Raw genomic sequence first — 22,411 nt, forward strand, 5'->3', positions numbered from 1 at the left:
TGCACCTGTGCCGCGCCTTGCACAACTGTCGATGCCGCCGTTTGATCGGGCATTTGTAGGGGTGGGCGTTGCTGAGAGAGGAGTCGGTATTCCCAGCCCGCTGGGCTAGTTTTTGTCTTCTGCTGATCGATTGGTTCCAACCTAAAAACAACCAGACCTTTAACCAATTTCACCATAGACTTCACCGCCATGATCCGCAAAATCGGCTTAGTAGTAGGGCTTATCTGTATTCTTGTCGGTTGCCAGGGTCAAAAATACCTCCCGGAGAGCTTTTCTGTTCCGGTTATCCAGCTGGCGCCGCTGACGCAACCTCCGGTCGATGAGGCGAGCTTCCTGGGCGCTGCCTGTGAGGCTGATGAGCCGAGCCATGTAATCGAGCGCGACAGCCGTTTCCGGTCATGCATAGACGGCACCTGGAAACAGGTCGGCAAAGAGGAGCTCGAGTCCCGCGTGGTGACATACACCATCCCTCATGTTGAGCTGGTAGGCGCAGTGCCCGTGGGGCTTGGTGCTGGGGCGAAATACGGCCAATGCCTGTACTCCATCAGCTACACCTCCGACTTCATGGAGCGCCAGTTCGTCGATAAGGTCATCAAGCTCGAATACGATTGGGTTGTGAAGATCGCTGTGAGACAGGATAAGCCTGCGGCTACCGCCGTTGACTGCGAAATCCAAACCAGCGAAGCTGCCTTGGCCGTGATCCAACAAAACTGGAATATTGACGCAGATAGCCAGAGAATCCTTGGCCGCAAGCGTAGTGACGGGTTCCAGCTGAACTAATACCGAGGTGCAGTGTGTCGAGAACAACGAAATTTTTAGCGATCCCCATGGTAGTTGCCCTGGGCGGCTGCAGCGTACAACCGCCTGAAACGGCGCCAACCTTTACCCCTTTGGTTTACACGCAGCACACGGTTGAAGAGGGCGTCTGTGAGAAGGTGACGCAGGTGGTTACCTCGTTTGATCAGTTCGGCACCGAGGATAGCGGTTTTATCTCGGTTCCGAACATACGCACGACCATTGTCCCGGCGCCGTGTGATGTAACCTCCAAACCGTATGCGCAGCCAGGCACCATGCGAATGGTACCTGTGGATCAGGCTCCAGTTGAGGTGCAAGGCCAATGAACAAGCCGAGCTCTGAAGATCTGCCAGGGCTGATTTACGCTCTGGATCTGCTCCGTGAAGGCCCTGGACTCGGCGATAACGGCGCGTTCGGCGGTAGGCTGAGACAAGCCATCGAGCAGGCTGAAGCGGCCTATGGGCGAGAGCACAGAAGCTCGCCGCCTATCGACTACCCAGAAGGTGCTCCAGAGTCGGCATCAGCCACGTTGGCAGGCAAGCCGTTCGAAAGTATTGATGGGATCCCGTTACCGCGCTGGCGCGTTCGTTTGATCAAGATAGCTCGTAGCGAGTTTGTGACCGGGTTGCTTAAGGCACATGGTCATTTACCGGTGCCTTTCAGGGTTGCGATCCTGCTGCTCCAGGCCACGTTGCTGGGTGTTGTTCTTGTTTCCGTGATTGGATCGGCATTCAAATAATCTGATTTGTTAGCGGTGCCGGCGCTGGAATCTAACCACCAGCCTGGGCCAATTTTGAGGAAATCCCCATGGAGGAAGTAGTGTCCGAATCTAAGAACCAATGCTCGTCAGCCGTAAACGCCCTGCAAGTGCTTGGGGCTGTAGTCGCAGCCATTATCGTGTTGAGTGCTTTCGTCTACTTTGCGTGCATGAAGACGGTTGCGGTGGAGGAAGGCTGGGCGGTTGTGCTGATCGATAAGCCTTACCTCTTTGGTCGTGAGGGAGTAAGGCCGGAAGCGATCAAGACCGGTACGGTCACCGTCTGGAAGTCGACAAAAGTCGTCTCGATCAATATGGGTCAGCTCCAGAGCAACTTCCGCACTGACTATGTTCGTGCGAAAGACCTTGGCCGGGAACCACGTTCATATCGCAGCGACGACTTCGATGTCTCGGTTGATATCCGTGCTCAGATCACAGATCCGATCATCTACGCTCAAGACAGTTCGAAGGACTGGTTCGTAGGAAATATGGATTCCACCTTCAGGGACAGGGTCGTACAGGAATACGCGGCTTATACGCGTGCTCAGATAAATGACTTCCCCACGTTTTCCAAGAAGGTGAACGCGAGTTTGCTTCAGGCGTTTAACGAAGAGCTTCGCAAAGCCGGCGTTCCGGTTACTGTGCTGGATGTCAGGGTGAAGCCTCAGCCTGAAGTGCTGTAAAGCAGGCGCGGTTTGCCGAGTTGAAACAATTTGAGTATATTGACAGGCCCTAGCATAAGGGCCTGTCTTGTTTTCAGGCCCGGCATTCTCCACTGACAGGAAGGCATTGATGGATTCCGTAACTGATAACGTCGAAAAACAAGCTCCTGAGTTAGTCCCGCTGGTCAAGGCGGTGCGACTGACGCTGAAGAAGCACAACCTGGAAGCTCACACCGCTCGCGTAGTGCTGGTGCTGGACATTTCTGGCTCGATGGATCACCTGTACAAAAAACGCAAGGTTCACGATCTTGTGGCCCAAACAATGGCACTTGGACTCCAGTTCGACGACGATGGTGAAATTGATGTCTTCGCCTTTGGTGGACAATGCCATTATATTGGCGAATACGGGCTGTCCAATTACAAGCAGTGCGTCGACGACATCTTGAGCCGTCACTCCCTGGAACACACCACTGCCTACGAAAAGCCTCTGCAGGCGCTCATCGACAAGTACGGTGACAGCGATCTGCCGGTTTACGTGCAGTTCGTAACCGATGGCGAAACCAACAACCCTGACCGTGTTGAGCAGGTAATGCGTGAGCTTTCGAAGCTCCCGGTGTTCGTGCAGTACATGGGTTTGGGCGTTGATGTCCGTCCTGATCCTGTTGAAGAATCGTCCACGGCTGTGCAAGCCGAGCCAGTGAAGAAGGGCTGGCTGTCCAAACTTTTTGGTGGGAGTTCTTCCGAGCCACAAGCCGCTGCCAAGCCAACTCCATCCCGCCGAGCGACTTCGGACGGCTTCAAATTCCTCATCGGCCTGGACAACCTCAAAGGTCGCAAGGTCGACAACGCCAGCTTCTTCGCCGTCGAAGATCCGGCCACCGTACCGTCGAGCGAGATGTATCGCTTGCTGATGATCGAATACCCGCAGTGGCTGAAAGACGCCAGGGCGGCTGGCATTTTGCGTTGATCGTTCGCAAGTAAACAAAGGGGCCTTCGGGCCTCTTTTTTTGTCTAAAAATAAGCCATCAGGAAGCCATCATGCGTCTGAAACAGCTGCACGACTATCTCGGTAAACTCTTAGCCGCTGGCGTCGACCCGAACAAAATCGTGTGTATCCACGGGCGCACTGAAGGGACGGGCGTCGAAGAGCTGTCTGAAGTGAGCAGCGCCAGGTTGGTCACCGGGCCATTCCTGGGCGACCCATTGCCAAAGATGCCGGCTTACCTGGCCGGCAACGAGCAGGTTCTTCTGCTGCGAACGTTTACCCTGAATTACGACAAGCACTTCGGGGCTACTGGAGTTGATGTCGAGCGCTTGCCTACCAGGGATCCAGAGAAGTCCTGGCCATACGGTTATGGGGTCACCTGCCCGGATCCGAGCTGCCAAGACAACCCACACCCTTGCGTTACTCCGAACGGCTGCCCGCCGCCGAAAGCGCGCCCTGGGCTTCAACATGACGAGATTGATCTGAAAGCAGCGCTTAAACCAGCTTTTGAAGCTGGCCAGGGTGTCATCCAGATTGGCAAGAAAATGTCCGATGAGGATGTGGGGCTCTTTGTGCGGATGGGCTTGCAGCTCAGCAAGGGGCACTTGGTGCAGGTGGTAAGTGCCGAAGTCCCGTCACTACCTTTCCTCGAAGCCTTGACCACCGATGCCGAGCGTTACCGCTGGCTGCGCAACCCTGATTTTTACCAGCCTGACGACATCCTGGGCCCTGACGGCACCATCATTGTCGGTTGCATGGGGCACGATGAGGCGTTGAGCCTTGAAGAGCTCGACAAGGCTATTGATGTCAAACGCCTGGGCAACGCGGGTTGAACATCCCACAGGCTGTGCCGGTCACAAGGCGCAATAGCGGCGACTATCACAGCCACTTTAAGGCGGCTCGGGAGGGTGAGCGGCGCAAGTTTGATGGCTTTGTCGCCCAGTTCAATGGGCGCCAGGCTGATCTTGACCGCACAATGCATGATGCGGCGAAGTACCTGCTTGCCACCCGGCTCTTCAAGAACAATCAGATGTCCTTCAGTGGGCCGGACTTGATGGCTGCGAAGCAATTCCTCCGGGATATGTTTGGTCATAACGGCCTGTATGCGAACGTTCGCATCGATGAGATCGCCTTCAAGCCTTGCGAGATTCTCTGGGCGCCACTGATGCACCTGGTTGCCGCCGACAGAACCTGTGCGCTGGCGCTGCAAAAGCCACTTTTCACCTACTTGGGCCGGTTGCAGCTCGAAGACGATACTCCGGTAGGTAAGGCGGAGTTGGCCAGGCTTAACCTCAACATGACGCTTATCTCTACGCGGCTTGGAAAGGTCGATCACGAGAGTCTTATGGAGGAGGCCAGGGAGCAGTTCTGCGATTACATGCTGGGTCACAAGACCCTGCCGATACTTTTGCCTGCTGGCCGGCTTGAGCGTTTGGAGTCCTGGGGCGTTTCCCTGGCGAATGTAGCCGATAGGGCCATCGAGGGGATGGTCGACTCGCAACCGTATCCGGCGATGCTCAGGACGATGACCGAGTCGTTGAATCAGCTGCTGGCCAAAGTGTGCCAGGCGGGGGATCTACTTGATGGCGAACGCTTCGAGCTGGCGCTACTGAGGACTGGTCTCAATACCTACCTGATGCGCCAGTGGGACAGGGAGGAGATCAAGGGCTTGCTGGGGGAGGGAGTCGTGGATTGCCGCCAGGTGCTATCGGTTGACCAATGGGTCGCTGTCTTGGATCTGACTGCTTCCGACCAAGCGCCTGAGAGCGTGCTGGAGGCGCTTCAGGCGTTTCCCTCAGCAGATACTCTCGAAGCTATCCAAAAGGCCTTCTGGCCTGAGCATAGGTCGCGCCTGATACGGTTATGTGGTTTGGAGGGGGAGGTGCCTCGCCAAGAGATGCTTCACCTGGACGGCAAGGCATTCATGAACGATCTTGGCGTGTAGCTGGGCTTAACGGTCGCGGTCAGCTTCCGGGTATTCCTCTTCATCATCCTCGGCGGTCACGAACTCGGCCACCTCCTGGAGAAATCTCTGGGTTGCGTGGCGGTCTTCCTGGGTGCGGGCTCGATACACCACGTAACCTGAGTCTTCGTAGTCTTTCTTCATGTTTTCCAGCGCCAGCTCGGCGTCTTGCTCTGTCTGGTGGGGGCCAGAATCCTTGTGCAGCTGGTGGGAAATTGTCGCGTTGGTGTAGATGAAGAACCAATCATTGTTGCGGCTCGACTGGATGGGGCCTAGAACGGCAACATTTGGGAAAGCTGGCATGGGAAGTTTCGTCCTGCTGGCTGGTGGTAGGGATTGTGGTTTGACTTAAGGTCTAAGCGTTTGTGGAACCGCTGGCTCCCCGGCAATAATAGGGAATTCTTTGATTTTTTGAAGCCCCTTTATGACCACCGAAACAGAACCACCGTTGCCCAAAATCGATAAGGGCATGGGCAAATACCTTGCTTCCTGCCTTGAATTGGCAAAGTGGAGGGCCAAAAGTCTCAGGGAATCCTCATACCCGAGCGATGAGGATCGCCAGGCTGCCGTAAACCTGGCTGCCCAGCGGATGATGTCCACAGCCTTTGACTTCGACAAGACTGATGATCATCGAAGCATCGCCAGCCTCGTCAATATCCGAAAGTTCCTGGGGAATCTGTTCTTACCGGGTGGTGTCTTTGAAGATGCCAGGATAAGCCACTCTGGCTACACGAAGAGCGAGCTATGGCTGGCGCCGATGTTACACCTGACACTGAGCGACCCAGGGGGTATGGCCGGCGTGCACGAGATTTCGGTGTACAGGGTTGGGAGGATCTACTTGGCTGATGACCCGGCAGACAAAACCACCGTGGCTTGGTTGCTTGAGCGTGACCTGCGTCTGCTGGCGAGTGAGCTTGGGGCTGTCGAGCACAAGGCATTCATCACTGATGTGATGTCGAATTACGACAAAATCGCAGACGGCTATGCCGCGCTAGAAGCCATTGCTGATGCCGGTGGTCTTTACACGGTTACGTGCTGGGGCGTCGACATTGATGCCTTGTCGAAGAGCGTTACCAAGAACATGCATGAGTGTAAGGCCAGGCCACCGATGTATAAGAAAATGGTGGACGTGTTCTTCGGCATGATGACTTACCTTCAGGGGCTGGGGGTCATCACTCCAGAGGAGGCCACGAACCGGAAGGGGCTGCTTCTGCAAGCAGGCCTTGAAGCCTGTGGCCGGCTAAAGCTGAAGGACGATCCGAATTGGAAAGAGCTCTTTTCCCGTGTGATTGACTGCGCCAACCAGCCACTGTCTCCACGTCAAAGCCTTTGCTTCCTGCGGTTTGCGCCACCTGGCCCTGATTATGATCGGGTTATGGCCGACTTGAAGGCCATGCCGGCTAAAGACCTGATGAAGGCCATCAAGCGCGATTACGACCAGGCTGAGCAATCGCCGGTGATACGCCTGCTGGGCATCGAAAAACAGCTCAACCCAGCCGCAATGTTCCGTCTGGACGGTTCCGCATTCATTCAAGAATTAGGGGTTTGATATGACTAACTACCTCGGCCTCGACCCTGAGTTCCTGGCGAAAAAGAAAAGGCTCAAAATCGACGACTACTACGACCTGCTGGTAAACCTGCAGATTCGTCAGAAAGCGAATTTGGAGCAGGTGTACGAGCCGGGTGAAGTGGCTGAAAAGATGCGCTCTGCCGGCAGAGAGCTGCTTTACGACATCTACGACTACGAGGATCCGAGTGATCCTGGCCCTGACGTGTACCTCAACAAAGGCCTGGAGCTATTGCGCAAGCTTTACCTGCCTGGCGGGCCGTTGCATGACACTCCAATGACGCCTGTGTGGTACATCCCAAAGGAAGGCGTTGTGAAATACGCCCCGCTTGTTCATCTTGTGATGACGGAGCCTCAGCATTTTGGGCACCTTCAGGACGCGGTATTCGAGACCCTGATGACCGCCATCCTCTGGAAGAGGGCTCTGGCCAAAGGCGTCGGAAAACACATTAAGGCAATGGGGGGTAAGGAGGCGTCTGTACAGTACACTGAGCTCATCGAGCACCTGTGCAAAAACACCCACAAGTACGTCAACTCGTACTCAAGCGTGGCGGGCGTGCAGGATCTCGGTGGCCTGCAATGGCTTAAGGATAGAGGGGCGGACATTCCAAAATGCCTTGATCGCTTCCTCGATGGGATCGAAACCACTGAAGCAAATAACAAGTCCTTTGGCCAGATGTTCCGCGTCACCATGGACTGCATCAACGAGCTTGAGTCGACCGGGCAACTAAGCCCTGAGGATGCCAAGCTCAAGCGTGGTTCAGTGCTGATCGGTGCCCTGGAGGTCTCAGGGAGACAGAAGGCTCGAGATGCCGAGTTCTGGCGCCCGATCATCAAAGAAGCGATGAGCAACAGCTCGGCACAACCAGATGCCCGGCAGATATTGAGTTACGCCTTCTGCACACCCGATACGGAAGTGGACAAGGCGCTCTGCCTGCGTTTGTGCCAGGATCAAGTTGCAGAGGTGAAAAAGGTCATCAAGCGCGACTTTGGAGGGGAGGCGGGTTATCGAGTCGTCGTGTCTGCTGGTATTGAGAGCCTCTTCAAGCCAAACGAACTTTATGTGTTGATGGGTAAGACCTTCACCGCCGAACTGGGGGTTTGACGAAAAATGACTAACTTTGTGCCGCTCCCCGCTGCCGAGCACTCGCGCAGGCTGAATGACCTGGGGCTCAGGGCTCTCAACATTGGGAACACGCTCAAGCGCGCTCCTGATGCGTTGGCGCATCGCGATATGCTGATGGACTACCTCAAAGGGGATGATGAAGAGCTGGCGAGGTTGTTCCCAAGGGGGAGCAAGGATTTCGACGAGCAGTGGAGGGGCTCCGGCATGATGGTGCTCATGTCCTACTCCGGGATTCCCCAGGACAAGCTCTCGACTCTTCTGATCGACGAAACCATCACTGAGCTGTTCACAGGGAAGGGGATGTTTGCGCCGTACGTGAGTGAGACCCCGGTCAGGATCAATCCGCCCGTTCCCAAATTGTTGGCGCCGCTTTACCGGATCGTTTTGAATGATCCTGCGACATTCGAACACTGGCGTTATCCCGTCATGCACGCTGTGTCGCGGCTGGTGCTACAGAATGGCCACGGCTTGGACTCGTTCCTCGACAGCCTGCAAGAGCTTGAGAAGGCCGGTCGTGGCCCGATCTACGTTGATCTGCTGCATGACATCGCGAGCGAAGTGCTCAATGGGATTGCCTACAACATTCCGGAAGAAGTCGTCCAGGCAGGCGGAGTGGAGGCGTTACTCCGTACCGGGGTCGATCTGGTCGCGCTTCACGATGAGTACCAGGAAGCCCTTCGGCTCAACAGCCATGCGCCAAAGTCATTCCCTGCGATGTATCAGCTTACAAAGGGCATTATCGGACATCTCGCCGACAAGGGGATAATTGAGGATGATCTGCGTGATTACTATCTTCAAGTGTTAGCGACCAACACTCTCGCCGAACTTAGAAGGCGTGATCCTGCAGGAAAAGTCGACAGTAATTTCTGGTCTGGGGTGCTGACAGAGATTGGCGGTGATCTTGTTATTGAAAAGCTGACCCTGGGTGACCTCGTTATTCTTGGAAAACATGCGAATGCAACCGACAAGTTGTTTGAGGCAGAGCTGCCAAATAACTTCGTTCCTGATGCCTTCAAGAAGAAAATCACCGACAGTTTTACGGAAGAGGATCGGTACGAAATGGTTCTGAAACTGCGGGCGGAGCATCTATACACAGAACCTGAAATGCTCAGGATCCGTGGATCGAAATTTCAAGCTGAACTGGGTGTTTGATCGACAACACCGCCAAGGCCCTTTGGCGGTGAATCGGCCCTAGTGTTTCTTGGCCAGTGCGGCGAGGTTGGCCCTACGGGCGGCCTCTTCAGCCTGCTTGGCGTTGAAGACGTCCACGATTTCGACGGCTGTCTTGCCGTTGATGGTCTTGAGCAGATCGAGCATGCGCACCCTGGCAATGGTCTGAGTCAGCACCAGCATCTGAATGGAGCTCTCAAACTGTTCGCGCTCTTCCCGGCTTAGGGCGCTTTTCAGACGATCTATTTCCATCCCCAATTGCGTGTTAGGCCCATATATCTGGGCGTAAATCTCGTCGGAGAAGATGTATTCGTCATTCTTCCTTTCCAGACCCTGGATGGTGGAAGCGATCTGCAACTTTGGCTCTCTTGCTCGGTTAATATCAAGGCATCCAGTCATCAGGAGCATGAGAAGCACAGAAATTAGTACCCTTGCACTAAACATCATCTGGCCTATCGGTTGGATTTTTGAATTGCGCGATTCTAACAATGTCTTTACTTAATATCCCTAGCTAATTGTTATTAATTGTCAGAAATAATTTGTGTACTGAACTACTTAATTTAAGCAAATGCACTGATCGTCGGACAACACATTCATTTGGATGGCTTAACACCCAATAAAATATGCGAACGACCCTGTTTGACGCTTTGTCAATTGTTGTGTATTGTTTGTGAAAATTTGTCGAGAGGACACGTCCCTCCGGCCAAAATCTGCTTGGAGCGACCTATGGCTGTCATGTGTAACTGCGCAGAGTGCGGGGGAGATGACCTCTACCAGCCGTGCGACAACAAGCTGCTGGAGATCCAGGGCGACATCGCCAAGCTCAAGAGGCGCCAGGTTTGGCTGATCGGACTGGCCTTCGTTCTGGTTGGCGCTGGCTTGCTGATTGCGTTTTAAAAGGTTCGTACTTTCAGCACCAGGTGCTGGCTCAAGAGGTTTGGAACGATTGGGGTGTATTGGCTGTGGAATTGGAAGATCACATTCGAAAGCTGGCCGTCGAAGGCCATAGCAAGTCAGCGGCTGCTGAGCAGCTTGGCATCCCACTTACCAGACTGCAGCTCATGCTAGATGTATTGCCTGATGTGGAATGGCCGAAAACCCGGACACCTCTGACGGCAGAGACAGCCGAGTTAATCGAAAAGCTATGCAAGCGTGGCCACAGTCGAGCGGAAACCGCCAAGATTCTCGGAATCCCTGAAAACAGGTTTAGGAGGCTTATCGAGCGCCTTCCAGATTTGAACTGGCCTACCAGGTCTTTGACTCGGATTGAATGCGATAGGGCTAGGGCAGAGTCCAAGGCCTTTGGATACGTTGAGCAAAATCGTCAACGCGCTTTAGAGGCCCGCAGGGAAAGTGCCAAAAGGACAGTCAGGGGCGTTTCAGGAAGTATCCCAGAGCTTCTCGCCCACTTCAAAATTGACGTGTCGCCCTCAACGATCCGGCGCCGGCTGGCGGAAGGGAAGACGATTGAAGAGGCGCTATTCGCCAAGACTGCCCCGCGCAGGCCGAAAATTAGAGATTGGTACGTCGGCTCGGTGCTTAAGTCAGGCCCGTACTACCAAGTCCCACGTAGCGCATAGCCGACAGATCTAAAAAGCAAATCTGTCCGGAAGCGGATAGCACCTCTAGTGAGACGCTGCGACACTGCGATTTTCCGGAAGCTTTCTGAATGAAGTCCATGATCGCATTGTTTGCAAGCGCGCTACTGGCCACCTCAATGCCAAATCAGGCACATGCCGATGACATGTCCGATGCCTTCCTTCGGAGTATCAGGACGGATCCTCTATCTGCATCCACAGTGGATTCGTGCGCAGACATGTCGCTCGCAAACTCTAGAAGAAAGCACCTCGAATCGATTGGCCAAACAGCTGAAAGTCGCAACATCGTAAAGCCGTATGCCATCGATATGATTGATAATAGCGAGCGTAGCTATCCCGTGGCCGTCCTCCTTGAGTCCACGGCAATTGCTTGTGGTCGCCTTGTCGAGATTGGTGCCGTTGAGCTTGTCCCTTACATCGAAAAGGAAGCGCAAGCCATTCAAGCGTCACAAACCAAGATCGCGAAAGCCAATGCTGACCTAGATAAGTACCTTGAAGATTCTCTGGTTGAAAATTTATTGGATTACGCTCGGACTGTTGAGCTGACCATTGAGCAGTCTGAGATGTGTGATCGCACAGTATCATCGGCTCCAACCTTTAACCTGCCGATGGCTGATAAGCATTTCGTTAAAAACTTTGTCGAAGATTTCGAGACCACCAAGAAGGCCCGTGCGATGGTCGAGGCGCGATGGATCCTCTGCAAGCGGCACAACAACGATGACGCCGCCAAGGTCTACGCGAAACTGGCTGTAGGGATCGACAAACTCATGAAAGCGGAAGGGAAATAACTGTGGAAGTGCGAGAGGGAATGCCTATGAAAACCTGGAACGAGATCGAAGCCGAAGTGGAGCTGCTGTTTGCGGACAAACCACGCCTCAAGCGTGAGCTGCTCAATCTCATTGCGAAGCTCGAGGGCCGTGCCTTCGATCATGTGCAGCTGGGGGACGTGATGGAATGGTTTGGTGACTGTACAAAGGACGAGGCTGCCATACTTTGCGGGAACTTGATCGCTTATGCATCGGGGGCCGCTGGGCTTCTCATAATGCGCTTTGAGCTCCACCATGAAGGTAAGGTGGTAGAGCTCAACACAGATGAGGTTGCTCTGAGCCTCAGGGACGTGAAGGATCTCAATCATCCGGAGCTGGGCCTTGTCCCGGATTTCGTGAAATCGACTTACATTTACTTCTCGCCTGGCCCAGGCGTCCCGACCTCAGATGCCCAGGGCGTTATGGAACGTTTGCCCGCGATCTAGTAGGTGCATTTTGATCAAGATCTCGGGATTGTCATCAGGATCAATCCCGGTCATGGTCAGGTGCTTGGCGGTGATGCCTGGCTGGGCAATCAGGTAGTCGATCATCGCTTGCTTGAACCCAGGATTTTGCGCGTAGGCCGGTAGAAAGAGCCGGTCTCTCGTGGCTTCAATGTCGCGGGTATTCATCGTGAAGATAGGCATGGCGGGCTTCTCAGGGTTTTCCAGAATGGAAAACGGCACGAGTTCACCATCCTCAGTCCTGTACGCCAGATCGTGGAGCTTCCCCTCACAAAGTTGGAGTAGGGTGCTCGGCAGGTAAGAGCCGAACTTCTTGTTTTTGATGATCATCGTGATCATGTCGGCGGCAATAATTCCGCTGACCTTGCATCCTTCCAGTGCCTCATCAATGACCGGGTGATGCCCGCCAACGCTTTCAACGAGGGTAGGGATTGTTCTGTTGGTGAATCCGCTGTGAGTGATGAGCTTCTCCAGATCAAAGCCTGGTACCAGTTTGCGTGCGTATTCGAACAGACGGGTTTCCCCAAACTTGCGGTCGACTTTCGTTATCGTCTTGGATATCGAATAGAACGCCAGCGGGCCGGCCATCAAAGCATTCGCGTCCGAGAACAGCATGCCGTACTCATGGGGCGTGGCCAGGTTACTGATGCCGAAGCCGGCACGGCGGAAATGCTCCGGGTGCGCAAAGCAGGCCGCTGCGACCATCTGCTCAACCAGCCTTTCGTGATCGGTGCGCCCTGGTGCAATTATTTCTGCCCAAACATCAGCTTTTAGGGTCAGGTTCTTGATGACCGCCTGCGTGTCCTGGTGGGTGTGCAGCAGTACAAAGGCATCGGTGAGGAAAATGCTGTCGAACTTCTTGTCCCTGTCCTCCATGGACACCTTAACCTCGAACTCCTTAAGCATGAACTTGTAATCCTCGAGGTCGAATTCATCGACCCCTGCGTTCTTGGCTTTAATCGAGCGGCTGTCGGCTAAAAAGTAGATCGAATCGTCGGACACCCCTGACACATTCTCCATCGCAGAGAACCAGAGTATGCCCAGCTGTTCCTTCACCATCATTCCGTTCTTGAGCGTTGTGCCCATGATGCTGGAGTGCTTCTCGATTAGTTGGCCAACCAGGTCGACGTACATCTGGGCAGACTTGGCGCCAGCGAGCAGGCCGCTGGTGGAAATAAACTGCTGAGGACTCATGGAGAGTAGGCGTTCAATCAACCCGTCGATATGCGGGTCGCCATTGCTGTTTTTTCTGCCGACCAAGTCCCAAAGGTTGCCACCCTCATGCGCAAATGCCAGGAGAAGAGGCAGGTCTTTGTAGTCGTCATCAATCGTAGAGTTGCTAACCAGCTTCGAGTCTTTAAAGGTCTCGTCGATCCTTGTGTGCCCTTTTGCCAGGAACTGACTGAGCAATCCTTTCTGGCTAACCTCGGCCAGCGAGTCGGCCATCTCAGGGATGCCATCCAGAAACCCTCTTAGATGGTCAGCAAATTTGTCGAGATGCTTCCTGTGATCCCAGGAGAGCAGGGACATGGTTTCGTCGTTGAATGGGCGTCGAAGAGTCTTAAGCATGGTCATCCTGGGCCTTGGTAAAATGAGTTAAATGCCGAGTTCTTGCACAAACTGCCTGCCGCGATCACGCACACCTAGCTTTTGAACGAGCTGTGGGGCGTTGTCATTGTCGAGGCCGGTCGCTGAGAGGTGAGCTTGCGTCAGTCCCTCAAGTGCATCCAGTCGAGCTATGACGAGCTCCTTGAAGCCTTTGACGGACTCGTAAGCAGTCTTGAACTTGATCGCAATGTTAGGTGCCACGTAGGGTGCTTCCTGCGCAACATTCAAGTCAGTGCCTGGGGCGTGCAGGGGGAAGTCGTTCATGTACGACTTGTAGATCTCGTACAGAGCTTCCGGCTTGTACCTACTAGCGACCCCATCGGAGTGGATGCGGTGAGCGATGCCAATACCTCTGACGGTTGGAAATGGCTTCGTAAGGACAAGCTCTTCCAGGGCCGGGTAGTAGCTGTCCTTCTCGATCATCATGAGCGCCAGAAGGGTACTGTGCTGAAGCCCATTGTGCCGGATGATGCTGTCGATGCTCAGCTCAGGCTCAAGACGCTGACAGTGTTCAAGCACATTCCGGTGCAGGTCTGGGTCGTTAAGGCCTTCGTACTGCATGAAGAAGGCAAGTGGCCCGGACAATATGCGCTGGTGGGCGCCGGTCTCATCGACGAAGCCTTCAGTGGGAAAGCCAACCAGGTTGTTGAGTCCAAACCCAGCTGCTTTGAAGTGCTCAGGGTGGGCGGTGAGGGCGCACGCGACCATCTGGTGAGCCATTGCCTCTTCGTCGTTTGGTGACTCCATGGTGCGCAGCGTAATCCTGGCTTTGGACAGGAGGTTATCAACGACCTGTGCTGTATCGCTGGAGCGCTCAAGCTGCAGGAAAGCATCGGTGAGAAAGACGTTGCCGAGCAGCCTGTAGTTATTGAGCGCCGGCTTGGCGTCACCGGCGTATTGAACCAGTGCCTTGTAGTTCTCCGCCGAGAAGCTATTGCGATCCAGACCCAGTCGCTGCGTCTCAGTAAGGGACGGTTTCAGGGCATCCGGAGGCGTCCACCGCAGCCTTTCAGCCATTTGGTGCACAAAGACGGTGGCAGAGCGGCGATGATGATCGGGAAGCCGTTCGACGATGCTTTCCAGATGAGGGGTGTAGGCCTTAAACAGGTGCTCAACCCAGGATAAGTACATCCGATTGGCCAAGGGGCCACCGATTAAGCCCTTACCGATGATGACGTGCTGAGGGCTATTCTCAAGGATGTCCTCGACAATGGCCTTCTCGTTGGAGCGTACGCTGTTTAACGGTGCGGATATGTTGATCAGATCGGATAACCTGCCACCGCCATGTACATAGGCCATCAGCAATGGAATATCGGTGCTGCCAGCTGTTCCGCCAGGGTTCTCGAGTGCCAGCACCCGGAAACCAGCCGGTGTAGTTGATTTAGGCAGACCTGCATTCTGGTAGTAGTCCAGCAGATACCCTTTGACCTGCATGTCGATCAAGCTATCCGCCTCAAGGCCATAGTGGTCGAGGTAGCGATTGATGTCCTCGAGCAGCTCACTCGCCCTGATCTTAGATTTCTCAGGAAACACGGCTTCGACAGGGGCAGGGAAGAGCGATTTCATGGTGGTCTCCAGATTTTGATCAGTATGGCATGTGCGTTTCTGAGGCTTCCACCGTACTGGGGTGCAATTCCAGTGGGGGAGTCGTACATCCCGTTAGGGCTACGTTCTTGGCGAGGGAATCGATCCCAAGCAGGCGTAAAAAAGCCGAGGACTGGCCTCGGCTTCTCATTCGATCTTTGTTACTCCAGGTAGGTGGCGACAACCCTAACGCCGTTGCTCCGACCCATGCCGGTCGAAGCCGTGGAGTAGTAGCAGAATGTTTTACCCCCGGCGACTACAGCACTGATCACAGAGTCCAGGGCAACGTCGGAGTACTTACCGCCCCACGAGCCACTTACGCCCACTTGAACACCATCGACAACCAGCTGTGAATCGCCTGGGCCAGAGGCCATGATCATGGCGTTTCGAGGGTTGGCGAAACACTGAGCAAAACTCGGGGTAAAACCGATTGCAGCCAGCACTACTGGAGCGCTGACGCTAAAGCCGTTACCCGACCAGATACCGCCCTGACATGACAGAACTTTACCGGTTGCGTCACTACCCATCTGGCCATTGGTAAGACAGCCCCAGCCGAGGGTCGCCCGACCATTGAGGTAGATGTACCCGTTGACGGAGAGGGCGGAGTTAACGCCGACTTCATCAGAGGTTAGGTACTTGATCGTACCGCTGTTTTTAACGTTGATGTCACGCAGCGTTGAGGTCGCTGCCGGCTTCATCTGATAGCTTCTGTCATCAGCATCGATGAACGTCGTACCCTCAACCTGGTGCGATGAAATCACAGCCAGCGCGTTTACGGTTCCGCTAAAATTACCCTGATGAGTGTTTACGCTATTGGTGAAATTACCGGTTCTGCCGTTTACAGAGCCTTGGGCAGTTACATCACCCTGTGCAGTTACATTACCGTCGACGTTGGCGCTTTGGCGTACGCGGAAGTCCCCGAGGATCTCGGTATTTGAGTCGACCACGACACTGGCGGTGGTCACAGGGGTCATTGAAGCACCAGATCCCAAGTGGAGCACTTGCCCAGTGAAGTTCTGAACCCGTGAGGCGCCAAGGATTTGCCGGTTGTTGCCATCGGTAGAGTCGAAATTCAGACTCGCGTGCATGGCGTTACCGCCGTCCGTGCGCAACCAGACGTCGGAGTCGGCACTGTTGCTGGCGATCATGGTCATCTTCGCCGTGATCGGATCAGACTTGTAGCTGGAGTCTGTTGTCGCCGTTAGCGGTGAGTTGCCCGATGAACCTGTCTGGAAGCCGGACATCAGCGCAGCAGCCGCAGAGAGCGTGGCCAGGCCTGAAAGGTCTGCCCGTACCGTAGGGTTACCTTGCGAATACAGGATAAACGGCGTCGAGGTCGTGGTTGCCTTAACCTTCCTGTTCGGTGGCGTGCCGGAGACTGTAACAGCGCTGGCAAGGGTCAAACGACCAAAAGAGATTGGGTCAGTAATGTCCGCAGCTGGAAACTCGCAAGGCAAGTATTCCTTGCCCACAGCAAATGGCCCGCCACACGACGAGTTTTTCAGCCAGGCGCTGCCGATGTTGTTTTGCGCAGTGGTGATGTCACCTTTCGCAATACGTGCTCGCACGGCGTTGTTGTACTGGAAGAGGAGGCCACCCACCTGACGGGCTCTAGCCTGCTCGAGGTCAGTCTGTTTCTCATAAAACGATAGCATGGTAGCTACGGCCATTAGCGCGAGCACCATGATCATCTCAATGAGGGTGACCCCATGCTGATTATTTCTCATCAAACACCCAATATTCTTATTTTTCTAGGGTTGCTGGCTTCTACAGAAGCAATGAAGTTGGCAACTAAAGTCACCAACTTTGTAGACATCACGCTGAAGCTTTACATGATTATGTTTTGAATTATGCCAGGGAATGACGATGCAATCATCTTTAGTCGGTAGACCATTTGCCGAATAAGATTCTCTTTGCAAGCAAAGGCTTAGCCAGTCGCAAGCGCCTGAAAGGGCGACTGCCCCTATGGCTACTGGATCATGTGCTTGCTCCGTGACAATATATCGCATTATTTTTTGTCAGCATTCCGCAACAGGATATCCGAATGAACATCATGATGATCACCGGCGCCGGCATCAGCACAGGAAGTGGCCTCAGCACTTACCGTGGGGCGGATGGCAAATACACCGAGATCGAGCAGCAAGTTGGTATGCCTATTCACACGCTGCTGACGCCCAAGACTCTGGAAGCGAATCCTGAGCTCGTTTGGAAGTACTGGCTGCAGTTTTCACTGGGGCTGAAGGGCGCAGAACCTTCGATTGCTCACCGGGCAATCAAGGACATCGCTGACCTCTGCGGGGCGTTCCTGGAGGTGACCCAGAACGTCGATGGCCTATCGCGCCTGGCCGGCCTATCCGATGATCAGCTCATCGAGCTCCACGGCACTTATCGCCGACACGTCTGCACATCCTGCAAACAGGAGCACCAGCTGGCGCTCACTGAAGAAATGGCCATTCCACCTCGGTGCTACCGCTGCCGGCCAAAGGAGATGAAAGACTTCTTCGTAGCCCCGGTAATTCGGCCAGCGGTGGTCATGTTCGACGAGCTGATTGATGAGATGAGCCAGATCCAGGCCTGCTCGTTCGCCAACGGTAAAGCAAACCTGGTGATCGTCTCCGGCACGTCGCTCCAGTTCCCGTACCTGATCGAGTTCATGGCCTATGCCGTCGCTGGCGGAGCACGCGTGCTCTACATCGATCCGGAAGCAACGTCAGACGTGCCGCTGTATATGCTGACCAACCCTGATCTGGATCTGCCGGGAAGGGTGACCTGCATCCGCAAGACAGCAGACGAGGTTTTCCCGTCGCTGCACGCATTCCTTGCCTGCCAGAGGGCTGCCAACGGAGACACCGGTGACTTCCATGTCGACCATCAGGCTTTCGAGGCCTGGGTTCAGTCCCACATCGCCACACAAGGATTTTGAATTTTGGCTATCCCTATGTACGCAGTTGGTGCCGTAATCTCCACGTTGAGCGCGGCCCCGTTGGCATATTCCGCAGGATTGAAATTTCAGAGCGCAATGATCGTGGTGATGACCTTGTTGGCCATGTGCCTGGATCAAGCGGGCTATACCCGTTTGGCTCCTTATATGTTCAGCATCGGGGCTCTGATCTTCATTGCGTGTGCCCCAAAGATCCTCAAAAGTAAGCCCGCTGCACATAAGGGATCTTAAAATGATCGAATTAGCCGTGGTAGCCATCTTCTGTGCAGTTGTTTCCTCCAGCATTGCCTTCTGGTTGGCCTCTGGAGCGGGTTTGAAATGGTGCGGCTGGGTGATCGTACTGATTACAGCTTTGTCGATAACAGTGATGTTTACTGATTATCACTGGGCCGGGCCCTATGGTTTTTGGTCGGCCAACTTTGTGACGGGGGTTATGTACTGGACAATGTGGCGAAAACGCCTTGTCACTTGGGTCAATCCAACGCCCAAAAGTACTGCTTTGTAGTTCTGAAATCCATTGAAAATGAGGTGACGCTGTGGGCACTGTTGTAATGATCACCATGGAGGATGTCGAGCCGTACAAGTGGTTGATCGCCATCCTCGGCCTGCTGCTGATGTACGTCGGGATTTGGATTTCCGGCCACAAATGGTTGAGCCTAATTGCTGCTCTCCCGATGTCGTTAGGCGTCTATTGGGCGTGTTGCACCAAAGGGTCGCTCTGGTGGATGTCGGGGTGGATGTGGTACGACCGGGAGCAGGAGGTGATTTTTATCCTTTATGGATCCGTGGTCGCTTTGCTGTGCGGAGTATTGGTCGTCCTGGAAAGGATCTTTTGCCCTGAAGCAAAGGAGGAAGCGGACACGCCGGAATCTGGTGAGCCCAAAGTGAATTCTGAATCGGCGGCGACACCAGAATAGGGGGTACACCATGGAAGCGCTTGGCATCTGTTTCATTTTGTTCATGGCGGTTGTAATCCCCTGTTGCGGCCTGTGGATGGCCGGGTTCCGGGTCGGGAGTGTCGTAGTCGGAGTGATGGTGACGCTTGGGCTTGCGATGATTATCACCGGCATTGGCCGCAGCTTTTTCTTCAAAAATGATTGGTACGCCTATCACCTTACACATCAATCAGTAACCTTGGGCGGCGGCATGTTCATGATGTGGTACGCAGTCGTGATACTGCGACACATGCTGTTCTCGGAAACTATGCCGTGGGCCGGCGAACATAATAAGAAATCGGAGAAAGCCTCTTGAACATTACCTTTTTTACCGGGCCTGGCTTGAATGCTGACCTTGACCTGCCAACTTTCCAGGGCAGGGGAGTGAACTCCACGGAGCCTGAGTACACCGGCGTTGAGTCCATCCGAATGCCGACATCCGAAGAGTTCAGGGCAGATCCTTGGGCTGCTTGGGAATTCTGGAAGGAACTGCGCCAGAAAGCCATGGAAGCTAAGCCATCTGTTGCGCATCAGGCGATCAAAGTGATCAGTGAAATCCCTGGATATGCCGTCAATGAAGTCACCCAGAACGTGGGTTGGGGGTGGCACAGGCTTCTAAGTAATGCCAATCAGCACAAGGCCCATTTCTGGGAGTTGCCAATTACTTACAAAACAGTGATCGAGCTGCATGGCACGCTTGAGCAATTCCATTGCTCGACATGCAGAACTAAGCACTCCCTGTCCATGACGGACGAGAAACTGGTGATTCCGCCGCTTTGCCGTGAGTGCGAGAACACCGGGGGAAACACGGGCCCTGGAGTCATCAGGCCATCCGTAGTGATGCACAAGGGCAAGGTGAATGCCATTCTCCTGGATGCCACACTCAAATACGCCAAAACCTGTGACGTCCTGGTGATTGTCGGGGCTTCGATGAGGCCGTACTACCTGGGTGAGGTCATTGAGCAGGCGCTTAAGGCCGGCGCCGAGGTGATTTACATCGATCCCCAGGCCAGCACCTCCAAGAATGTCTTTCTCGCGCTGGACTACGGCTTGAACGCCGCTGAGCGCGTAACCTGCATCCGTGCGCCAGCCGATGACGTCTTGCGGTCGCTCGGGGTGTTTCTGATGCAATCCCTGGGCAAAAAAATCACGAAAGTTGATATGGCCAGTTGGGCGTGGGACTGGGCTCAGAAAACAAAGAGTAAAAATTGACATCGGGTATATTGAACCTATACTGTTTGGCCATCATAATGGTGGCCGACTAAGTCAATTTCGAAGGGGTGGGGCGTGAAGACCGATTTCAAGTTTCGATACGTGCAACGCCTCATCCCGGCTCAACCTATGCCCCAAGATCTGCGCAGCGCCCGATTTGGCGAGGTCTACTCGTTGGCCAATATGGGCTACTTCGAGTACGAGCAGAACGCATTCCCGGATTTCCTCAGGGCCATGCAAGAGCTCAACGGCCCTCGTGACACGCGTTCGTTCTGGGAAAAGCATGTCCTGCGCCGTCCCGCGCCGGTAAGCCAGTTGGTGTACTTCCGGAGCAAGATCGCCGGCGTGATGGTTTACGGTGTGTTTGACTCCAACAAGAACACGTTCGAGTCAGTACGCAAGGAACTCATCAACATTTCCAGGGGCCGGGCACACCTCAAAGGCTCGGCCTTGTTCCCGCCACGGGAGGGTGATCTTGCCGGCCCTATGACCGTAACGGCCTGGGCTGAGATCAAGCAAAACGTGATCTGGAGCCTTCACGATCTGAGTCATTTTGGCGACTGGATCAAGAACTCTGTACAGTACATGGATTCCAGATCGAACCTGATCGCCTGCGGGTAGTAGGGGAGTCGTTATTTCGGCCCAGCCAGGCTAGTTTTTAGCTGTTTGCTGGGCTGTTTTGCTACTGGAAAGACAAGTTTTAAAAAATGTTCTGTTAAACGATTGTAATGAATTGACGATGTGTCAATTCATAGTATAATTCAGCAACACAAACCTCCCTGGGCCTTTGCCCGTGGGCTTATCTGATACGGACGACAATAGATGACAGTTCTCGTAGCGAATCCGGTGGAAACACCTGCTGCTGGCGTAATGGGTGCAGCGCGTAAGTACCTCGACAAGGCGATGACGACCTACACCGAGTTGGGTTTGAAGTCGGACTCCGCTGACCAACCGGTGCAGCGCCTGATCTCCACGGTTGCACGCTTTGGTGAAGACCAAGCGTTGACCATTTCCAGTGTTCTGGCTCGCCAGAGCGCGTTCAACGAAATGGCGCGTGACCAGATCTCCGGCATGGAAATCGCCGAGCGTTACAACGGCATTTCCTCGAATTTCGACTCGATTCGCACCGATGCCAAGAATCAACTGGCTATCTGCGAGCGCGGTAAAGTCACTATCGTTGACCGTTTCCAGACTGGCTGGATGAACGTTTCGCGTGGCTCGATTCCGAAGCGCTTTACCAAGATCAAGCAACTGTACAACGCGGTGTCCGCTGCGATGGGCGACCAGATCGAGCGTGAAACGCGCATCCTGGAAGCTTACGCCGACTACCGCATGGCAATGAAGGCTGCCGGTGGCGAAGCTCTGAAGCTGATGGCCAACGCCGACGTTGAGTTGACTAAGGTGAAGAAAGAGCTGGAAGACGCTCAAAACGCCGTGACCAACGCACCTGAAGGCACCCCAGCATCGACCATTTCCGACCTGGAATTGGTTCGTGACGAGAAACTGCGCGAGCAATTCCTGGTCGACGAGCAGTATCAGGTGGCAAAAGACCTGGCCGAGCAAATGGGTGTTGCTTACAACGCATCGGAATTCGTTTTCGCTCGACTGAAGCAGTACTCCACTGTCAAAAAGCGTCTGTACGACCAGACCGTGGTGTTCTTCACTACCAACGAAATCGTCTTCACCGGTATCGCTGCAGCGACCAACTCCAGCGCCGGTATGGTTGAAGGTACCCGCACCATCAATGCGATGCGTGACGGTATCAACAACAGCCTGGAAGACTTGGCCAACCTGGGCGGTAAAGCGCTGGAAGACGGCCTGCGTGCGGGTTACGGTTCCTCCATCGCGGCCAGCTCGATCAAGAAACTGATCGATGCAACCGTCGACTTCCAGGAATCGAGCGTCAAGCTGATCGGCGAGCTGCGTGTAGAAGCTACCGAAAACGCAACCGAAGTTGCTCGACTGAGCGAAGACGGCAAGCGTCGTTTCGCCCTGGCGCTGACCAAAGTCGCCTCGCACTAAGGAATATTGAGCATGGCCGATTCACCGATCACTGCCGATGTGCTGCGTAATCTTCAAAGGGCTGCCGTAGATTTTGGGGCAACCAGCCGTCAGATCATCAGTGAATGCCGTGCTCAGATGTCCGAAACATCAGCCGAAATTCAACGTTTGTCTGATGAAAAGCGATCCACCGTAAAAACGGCGTCTGTTCCGACAGACGCTGACCAATAATTCAGG

General features: G+C 54.3%; 25 protein-coding genes. 20 read left to right on the forward strand and 5 right to left on the reverse strand.

Annotation, left to right across the window (positions count from 1 at the left end):
• Positions 1-189: 189 nt before the first annotated feature.
• The 6 genes from DKB71_RS37325 (at position 190) to DKB71_RS37350 (ending at position 5,144) form a co-directional block, all read left to right on the forward strand.
• Entirely contained in the window at positions 190-780 is a 591-nt protein-coding gene (locus DKB71_RS37325) for a hypothetical protein (protein ID WP_408601651.1), read from the forward strand.
• A gap of 337 nt (positions 781-1,117) precedes the next feature.
• A complete protein-coding gene (locus tag DKB71_RS37330; protein ID WP_408601652.1) occupies positions 1,118-1,534 on the forward strand; it encodes a hypothetical protein in 417 nt (138 codons plus the stop codon).
• 68 nt (positions 1,535-1,602) lie between these two features.
• A complete protein-coding gene (locus DKB71_RS37335) occupies positions 1,603-2,235 on the forward strand; it encodes a hypothetical protein (RefSeq protein WP_408601653.1) in 633 nt (210 codons plus the stop codon).
• Between the two features lie 109 nt (positions 2,236-2,344).
• Positions 2,345-3,181: a VWA domain-containing protein gene (locus tag DKB71_RS37340; protein ID WP_408602312.1), complete on the forward strand. Its 837-nt coding sequence runs from the start codon at positions 2,345-2,347 to the stop codon at positions 3,179-3,181.
• A gap of 71 nt (positions 3,182-3,252) precedes the next feature.
• Positions 3,253-4,032 (forward strand): hypothetical protein, encoded by a 780-nt coding sequence (locus DKB71_RS37345; RefSeq protein ID WP_408601654.1) that lies wholly within the window; start codon positions 3,253-3,255, stop codon positions 4,030-4,032.
• Positions 4,029-5,144, forward strand: a complete 1,116-nt coding sequence (locus DKB71_RS37350; protein ID WP_408601655.1) for a hypothetical protein — start codon at positions 4,029-4,031, stop codon at positions 5,142-5,144. Before DKB71_RS37345 ends, DKB71_RS37350 begins: the two co-directional genes overlap by 4 nt.
• Before the next feature lie 6 nt (positions 5,145-5,150).
• Here DKB71_RS37350 and DKB71_RS37355 read toward each other — a convergent pair whose 3' ends face one another.
• Entirely contained in the window at positions 5,151-5,465 is a 315-nt protein-coding gene (locus tag DKB71_RS37355) for a hypothetical protein (RefSeq protein WP_408601656.1), read from the reverse strand.
• 121 nt (positions 5,466-5,586) lie between these two features.
• Here DKB71_RS37355 and DKB71_RS37360 point away from each other — a divergent pair, with 121 nt between their 5' ends.
• Genes DKB71_RS37360 through DKB71_RS37370 form a run of 3 tightly spaced genes read left to right on the forward strand, consistent with a single transcriptional unit; the run spans position 5,587 to position 9,007 of the window.
• Positions 5,587-6,711 carry a hypothetical protein gene (locus tag DKB71_RS37360; protein WP_408601657.1) on the forward strand — a complete coding sequence of 375 codons (1,125 nt, stop codon included), beginning with the start codon at positions 5,587-5,589 and terminating at the stop codon, positions 6,709-6,711.
• 1 nt (position 6,712) lies between these two features.
• The gene (locus tag DKB71_RS37365; RefSeq protein WP_408601658.1) at positions 6,713-7,834 is read left to right on the forward strand and encodes a hypothetical protein; all 1,122 of its coding nucleotides are present in this window, start codon (positions 6,713-6,715) and stop codon (positions 7,832-7,834) included.
• Between the two features lie 6 nt (positions 7,835-7,840).
• Positions 7,841-9,007, forward strand: a complete 1,167-nt coding sequence (locus DKB71_RS37370; protein WP_408601660.1) for a hypothetical protein — start codon at positions 7,841-7,843, stop codon at positions 9,005-9,007.
• Between the two features lie 39 nt (positions 9,008-9,046).
• Here DKB71_RS37370 and DKB71_RS37375 read toward each other — a convergent pair whose 3' ends face one another.
• The gene (locus DKB71_RS37375) at positions 9,047-9,382 is read right to left on the reverse strand and encodes a hypothetical protein (RefSeq protein WP_408601662.1); all 336 of its coding nucleotides are present in this window, start codon (positions 9,380-9,382) and stop codon (positions 9,047-9,049) included.
• Positions 9,383-9,751: 369 nt separating this feature from the next.
• Here DKB71_RS37375 and DKB71_RS37380 point away from each other — a divergent pair, with 369 nt between their 5' ends.
• The 3 genes from DKB71_RS37380 to DKB71_RS37390 all read left to right on the forward strand — a co-directional run bounded on the left by DKB71_RS37380 (position 9,752) and on the right by DKB71_RS37390 (position 11,875).
• Positions 9,752-9,922 (forward strand): hypothetical protein, encoded by a 171-nt coding sequence (locus DKB71_RS37380; RefSeq protein WP_408601663.1) that lies wholly within the window; start codon positions 9,752-9,754, stop codon positions 9,920-9,922.
• A gap of 772 nt (positions 9,923-10,694) precedes the next feature.
• On the forward strand, positions 10,695-11,411 hold the full coding sequence (locus DKB71_RS37385; RefSeq protein WP_408601664.1) for a hypothetical protein: 717 nt from the start codon (positions 10,695-10,697) through the stop codon (positions 11,409-11,411).
• 26 nt (positions 11,412-11,437) lie between these two features.
• Entirely contained in the window at positions 11,438-11,875 is a 438-nt protein-coding gene (locus tag DKB71_RS37390; protein WP_408601665.1) for a hypothetical protein, read from the forward strand.
• On the opposite strand, the gene DKB71_RS37395 is transcribed toward DKB71_RS37390, so the two are convergent.
• The 3 genes from DKB71_RS37395 to DKB71_RS37405 form a co-directional block, all read right to left on the reverse strand.
• The gene (locus DKB71_RS37395; protein WP_408601666.1) at positions 11,834-13,462 is read right to left on the reverse strand and encodes a hypothetical protein; all 1,629 of its coding nucleotides are present in this window, start codon (positions 13,460-13,462) and stop codon (positions 11,834-11,836) included. The two genes, DKB71_RS37390 and DKB71_RS37395, sit on opposite strands and share 42 nt — an antisense overlap.
• 27 nt (positions 13,463-13,489) lie before the next feature.
• Positions 13,490-15,067: a hypothetical protein gene (locus tag DKB71_RS37400; protein WP_408601667.1), complete on the reverse strand. Its 1,578-nt coding sequence runs from the start codon at positions 15,065-15,067 to the stop codon at positions 13,490-13,492.
• A gap of 179 nt (positions 15,068-15,246) precedes the next feature.
• The gene (locus DKB71_RS37405) at positions 15,247-16,812 is read right to left on the reverse strand and encodes a prepilin-type N-terminal cleavage/methylation domain-containing protein (protein ID WP_408601668.1); all 1,566 of its coding nucleotides are present in this window, start codon (positions 16,810-16,812) and stop codon (positions 15,247-15,249) included.
• Positions 16,813-17,129: 317 nt separating this feature from the next.
• Between DKB71_RS37405 and DKB71_RS37410 the strand changes: the two genes are divergently transcribed.
• The 8 genes from DKB71_RS37410 (at position 17,130) to DKB71_RS37445 (ending at position 22,405) form a co-directional block, all read left to right on the forward strand.
• Entirely contained in the window at positions 17,130-18,008 is an 879-nt protein-coding gene (locus tag DKB71_RS37410) for an SIR2 family NAD-dependent protein deacylase (protein ID WP_408601669.1), read from the forward strand.
• Positions 18,009-18,258: 250 nt separating this feature from the next.
• Positions 18,259-18,531: a hypothetical protein gene (locus DKB71_RS37415; RefSeq protein ID WP_408601670.1), complete on the forward strand. Its 273-nt coding sequence runs from the start codon at positions 18,259-18,261 to the stop codon at positions 18,529-18,531.
• 31 nt (positions 18,532-18,562) lie between these two features.
• Entirely contained in the window at positions 18,563-18,943 is a 381-nt protein-coding gene (locus DKB71_RS37420; protein ID WP_408601671.1) for a hypothetical protein, read from the forward strand.
• 10 nt (positions 18,944-18,953) lie between these two features.
• Positions 18,954-19,277, forward strand: coding sequence for a hypothetical protein (locus DKB71_RS37425; RefSeq protein WP_408601672.1), 324 nt, complete (start codon positions 18,954-18,956; stop codon positions 19,275-19,277).
• Positions 19,274-20,173 (forward strand): SIR2 family NAD-dependent protein deacylase, encoded by a 900-nt coding sequence (locus tag DKB71_RS37430; protein ID WP_408601673.1) that lies wholly within the window; start codon positions 19,274-19,276, stop codon positions 20,171-20,173. The genes DKB71_RS37425 and DKB71_RS37430 overlap by 4 nt, the downstream gene beginning before the upstream one ends.
• 129 nt (positions 20,174-20,302) lie before the next feature.
• On the forward strand, positions 20,303-20,794 hold the full coding sequence (locus DKB71_RS37435) for a hypothetical protein (RefSeq protein ID WP_408601674.1): 492 nt from the start codon (positions 20,303-20,305) through the stop codon (positions 20,792-20,794).
• Between the two features lie 201 nt (positions 20,795-20,995).
• Complete coding sequence (locus DKB71_RS37440; RefSeq protein ID WP_408601675.1) at positions 20,996-22,195, forward strand: hypothetical protein; 1,200 nt, start codon at positions 20,996-20,998, stop codon at positions 22,193-22,195.
• Between the two features lie 12 nt (positions 22,196-22,207).
• Positions 22,208-22,405: a hypothetical protein gene (locus DKB71_RS37445; RefSeq protein ID WP_408601676.1), complete on the forward strand. Its 198-nt coding sequence runs from the start codon at positions 22,208-22,210 to the stop codon at positions 22,403-22,405.
• Positions 22,406-22,411 lie beyond the last annotated feature (6 nt).

The sequence above is a fragment of the Pseudomonas sp. PLMAX genome (assembly GCF_046042685.1).
GTDB classification, from domain to species: Bacteria; Pseudomonadota; Gammaproteobacteria; order Pseudomonadales; family Pseudomonadaceae; genus Aquipseudomonas; species Aquipseudomonas putida_AE.

Bases quoted from the DNA above. Each gene is read 5' to 3' on its own strand.
- DKB71_RS37440 (WP_408601675.1), top strand. From the start codon at position 20,996: ATGACAGTTCTCGTAGCGAATCCGGTGGAAACACCTGCTGCTGGCGTA.
- DKB71_RS37335 (WP_408601653.1), top strand. From the start codon at position 1,603: ATGGAGGAAGTAGTGTCCGAATCTAAGAACCAATGCTCGTCAGCCGTA.
- DKB71_RS37405 (WP_408601668.1), bottom strand. From the start codon at position 16,812: ATGAGAAATAATCAGCATGGGGTCACCCTCATTGAGATGATCATGGTG.
- DKB71_RS37435 (WP_408601674.1), top strand. From the start codon at position 20,303: ATGCCCCAAGATCTGCGCAGCGCCCGATTTGGCGAGGTCTACTCGTTG.
- DKB71_RS37370 (WP_408601660.1), top strand. From the start codon at position 7,841: ATGACTAACTTTGTGCCGCTCCCCGCTGCCGAGCACTCGCGCAGGCTG.
- DKB71_RS37355 (WP_408601656.1), bottom strand. From the start codon at position 5,465: ATGCCAGCTTTCCCAAATGTTGCCGTTCTAGGCCCCATCCAGTCGAGC.
- DKB71_RS37365 (WP_408601658.1), top strand. From the start codon at position 6,713: ATGACTAACTACCTCGGCCTCGACCCTGAGTTCCTGGCGAAAAAGAAA.
- DKB71_RS37385 (WP_408601664.1), top strand. From the start codon at position 10,695: ATGAAGTCCATGATCGCATTGTTTGCAAGCGCGCTACTGGCCACCTCA.
- DKB71_RS37395 (WP_408601666.1), bottom strand. From the start codon at position 13,462: ATGCTTAAGACTCTTCGACGCCCATTCAACGACGAAACCATGTCCCTG.
- DKB71_RS37345 (WP_408601654.1), top strand. From the start codon at position 3,253: ATGCGTCTGAAACAGCTGCACGACTATCTCGGTAAACTCTTAGCCGCT.
- DKB71_RS37380 (WP_408601663.1), top strand. From the start codon at position 9,752: ATGGCTGTCATGTGTAACTGCGCAGAGTGCGGGGGAGATGACCTCTAC.
- DKB71_RS37415 (WP_408601670.1), top strand. From the start codon at position 18,259: ATGATCGAATTAGCCGTGGTAGCCATCTTCTGTGCAGTTGTTTCCTCC.
- DKB71_RS37425 (WP_408601672.1), top strand. From the start codon at position 18,954: ATGGAAGCGCTTGGCATCTGTTTCATTTTGTTCATGGCGGTTGTAATC.
- DKB71_RS37400 (WP_408601667.1), bottom strand. From the start codon at position 15,067: ATGAAATCGCTCTTCCCTGCCCCTGTCGAAGCCGTGTTTCCTGAGAAA.
- DKB71_RS37410 (WP_408601669.1), top strand. From the start codon at position 17,130: ATGAACATCATGATGATCACCGGCGCCGGCATCAGCACAGGAAGTGGC.
- DKB71_RS37360 (WP_408601657.1), top strand. From the start codon at position 5,587: ATGACCACCGAAACAGAACCACCGTTGCCCAAAATCGATAAGGGCATG.
- DKB71_RS37325 (WP_408601651.1), top strand. From the start codon at position 190: ATGATCCGCAAAATCGGCTTAGTAGTAGGGCTTATCTGTATTCTTGTC.
- DKB71_RS37340 (WP_408602312.1), top strand. From the start codon at position 2,345: ATGGATTCCGTAACTGATAACGTCGAAAAACAAGCTCCTGAGTTAGTC.
- DKB71_RS37330 (WP_408601652.1), top strand. From the start codon at position 1,118: ATGAACAAGCCGAGCTCTGAAGATCTGCCAGGGCTGATTTACGCTCTG.
- DKB71_RS37390 (WP_408601665.1), top strand. From the start codon at position 11,438: ATGAAAACCTGGAACGAGATCGAAGCCGAAGTGGAGCTGCTGTTTGCG.
- DKB71_RS37445 (WP_408601676.1), top strand. From the start codon at position 22,208: ATGGCCGATTCACCGATCACTGCCGATGTGCTGCGTAATCTTCAAAGG.